Annotated in this window: 3 protein-coding genes; 1 reads left to right on the top strand and 2 read right to left on the bottom strand. The window is 70.9% G+C overall.

Annotation, left to right across the window (positions count from 1 at the left end; all coding sequences use genetic code 11):
* Positions 1 to 156 carry an adenosylcobinamide-GDP ribazoletransferase gene (locus G6019_RS16550; RefSeq protein ID WP_309230346.1) on the top strand — a complete coding sequence of 52 codons (156 nt, stop codon included), beginning with the start codon at positions 1 to 3 and terminating at the stop codon, positions 154 to 156.
* Between the two features lie 37 nt (positions 157 to 193).
* On the opposite strand, the gene G6019_RS16545 is transcribed toward G6019_RS16550, so the two are convergent.
* On the bottom strand, positions 194 to 1,285 hold the full coding sequence (locus tag G6019_RS16545; protein ID WP_107756182.1) for a branched-chain amino acid aminotransferase: 1,092 nt from the start codon (positions 1,283 to 1,285) through the stop codon (positions 194 to 196).
* A gap of 29 nt (positions 1,286 to 1,314) precedes the next feature.
* Positions 1,315 to 2,427, bottom strand: a complete 1,113-nt coding sequence (gene gcvT / locus G6019_RS16540) for a glycine cleavage system aminomethyltransferase GcvT (protein ID WP_182612400.1) — start codon at positions 2,425 to 2,427, stop codon at positions 1,315 to 1,317.
* Positions 2,428 to 2,506: the final 79 nt, after the last annotated feature.

Genomic DNA, 2,506 nt, shown 5'->3' with positions numbered 1-2,506 from the left:
ATCGGGGCGACGATCGGCCTGGCCCTCTACGCTGCCGCGGCGGGCTTCGCACGCCATGCCGTCCGTCGGCTCGGCGGCGTCAACGGGGACATCCTGGGGGCGGGGATCGAGGCGGGCACGGCGGCGGCCCTCGTCGTCGCCGTCATGCTGACCTGACCCCGCGCCCCAACGCCGGCCCGGTGCTCCGATCCGGTCAGGCGAGAGTGGTCATCCACCCGAAGGTGTCGTCCACCGAACCGCGCTGGATCCCGGTGAGGGTCTCACGCAGACGCATGGTGATCTCACCGGGGCCGCCGTCGCCGACGGTGTAGCCGCCCCCGCTGTGCCGGACGGACCCGACGGGGGTGATCACCGCCGCGGTCCCGCAGGCGAACACCTCGGTGATCTCCCCGGAGGCCACCCCGGTCTCCCACTCCTCCACCGAGACCTTCCGCTCGGTGACGGGATAACCGAGGTGCCGCGCGAGGCGGATGAGGCTGTCGCGTGTCACGCCGGGCAAGAGCGAACCGGACAGCTCCGGGGTGACGATCTCCGCCGAATCGCCGGTGCCGAGGATGAAGAACAGGTTCATCCCGCCCATCTCCTCGACGTACCTGCGCTCGATGGCGTCCAGCCACACCACCTGGTCGCACCCCTCGCCGGCGGCCTGCTCCTGCGCCCGCAACGATGCCGCGTAGTTCCCCCCGAACTTCGCCGCACCGGTTCCGCCCGGGCTGGCCCTCACGTATTCGGTGCTCAGCCACACGCTCACGGGGGCCACTCCACGCGAGAAGTAGGCGCCGGCGGGAGAGGCGATGACCGAGTAGAGGTACTCGTCGGCAGGCCGCACGCCCAGGCCCGTCTCCGTCGCGATCATGAACGGGCGCAGGTAGAGCGCCTCCTCCCCGCCGGCGGCGGGGACCCAGTCGCGGTCGATCGCCACGATCTGCCGCAGGGACTCCATGAAGAGCTCCTCGGGCAGCGTCGGCATGGCCAGACGCTGCGCGGACCGGTTGAAACGCGCCGCGTTCTGCTCCGGGCGGAAGGAGGCGATGGAGTCGTCGGCCTGCCGGTACGCCTTGAGGCCCTCGAAGATCGTCTGGGCGTAGTGCAGGACCACGGCGGAGGGGTCGATCGACAGCGGAGCGTAGGCCTCGACCGTCGGGGTACCCCAGGACCCGTCGGAGTACGGAAGGGTGACCATGTGGTCGGTGAAGTGCTTGCCGAAGCCGGGAGCCGCGAGGATGGCTTCGCGCTCGGCGGCCGTCCTCGGGTTGGCCGAGGGGCGGATGTCGAACTGGGACATGTCGTCTCGCTTAGGTGAGAAGGGGCGGGTCAGCGGGTGCGGATCTCGACGAGCGGCGGTACCGCGAGGCGGCACGGTACCTCACGCCCCCGTACGTCGACGACGACCTCGTCGCCCTTCTTGAGCCCGGCGTCCAGCTCGACGAATGCGAGCCCGATCCCCGTCTTCAGGGTCGGCGAGAACGTGCCGGAGCTGGTGACGCCCACGTCGCGTCCGCCGGCCCGCACGGTCTGGCCTGCGCGCAGCACCCCCCGGCCCGTGACCTCGAGTGCGTACATGCGCCGAGCGGGCCCGGCCTCCTTCTGACGCATCAGCTCGTCGCGCCCCCAGAAGGACGGCTTGTCCCAACCGATGGCCCATGCGCAGCGGGCTTCGAGCGGGCTGAGGTCGAGGGACAGCTCGTGTCCGTGCAACGGGTAACCGGCCTCGGTGCGCAACGAGTCGCGGGCACCCAGACCACACAGCGCACCCTCGCGCGCGAGGACCTGCTCGGCGAGCGCGTCCCAGACGGGACCGGCCTGGTCCCAGACGGGCAGGACCTCGAAGCCGTACTCGCCGGTGTACCCGGTGCGGCAGACCCGGACGGGCTGCCCGTCCCAGTCGGCGTCGACGAAGGCCATGTAGTCCAGGTCGACGGGCAGGCCGACCGCGGTGAGGACCTCACCGGCGAGCGGGCCCTGCACGGCGATCACGGCGCGGGAGCGGTGCTCATCGGTGACGTCGACCTCGGGCGCCCGCTCCGCCGCCGCGGCCTGCATCCGTCGCACCACCTCGGCGGTGTTGGCGGCGTTGGGGATGAGGAAGACCTCTTGGTCGGAGACGCGGTAGGCGATGAGGTCGTCGACGACTCCCCCGGACTCGTCGCAGCACAGCGTGTACTGCGCACTGCCCGCCGAGATGCGGTCGAGGTCGTTGGTGACGCACGTGTTGACGAACTCGGCGGCTCCGGGACCGGTCACGAGTGCCTTCCCGAGGTGGCTGACGTCGAACAGTCCGACCGTGGTGCGGGTGGCGGTGTGCTCGGCCACCGTCCCCGTGTACTGCACGGGCATCGACCAGCCACCGAACGGGGCGAACGTGGCACCGGCCTCCACGTGACGGGAGTGCAGCGGCCCCTCGAAGAGGTCCCCGGTGTCTGTCATGTCGCCACTCCTCGCGCTCCTTGGTACGGCTGTGCTCCCACGGTAGTCGATAGACTATGGTGCCCCGGCCGTGGCGGTC

It is taken from the genome of Dietzia sp. DQ12-76 (assembly GCF_014145045.1).
Taxonomy (GTDB): Bacteria; Actinomycetota; Actinomycetes; order Mycobacteriales; family Mycobacteriaceae; genus Dietzia.
The sequence above is the reverse complement of the archived record's forward strand: the minus strand, read 5'-3'. Positions and strand labels throughout refer to the sequence as shown.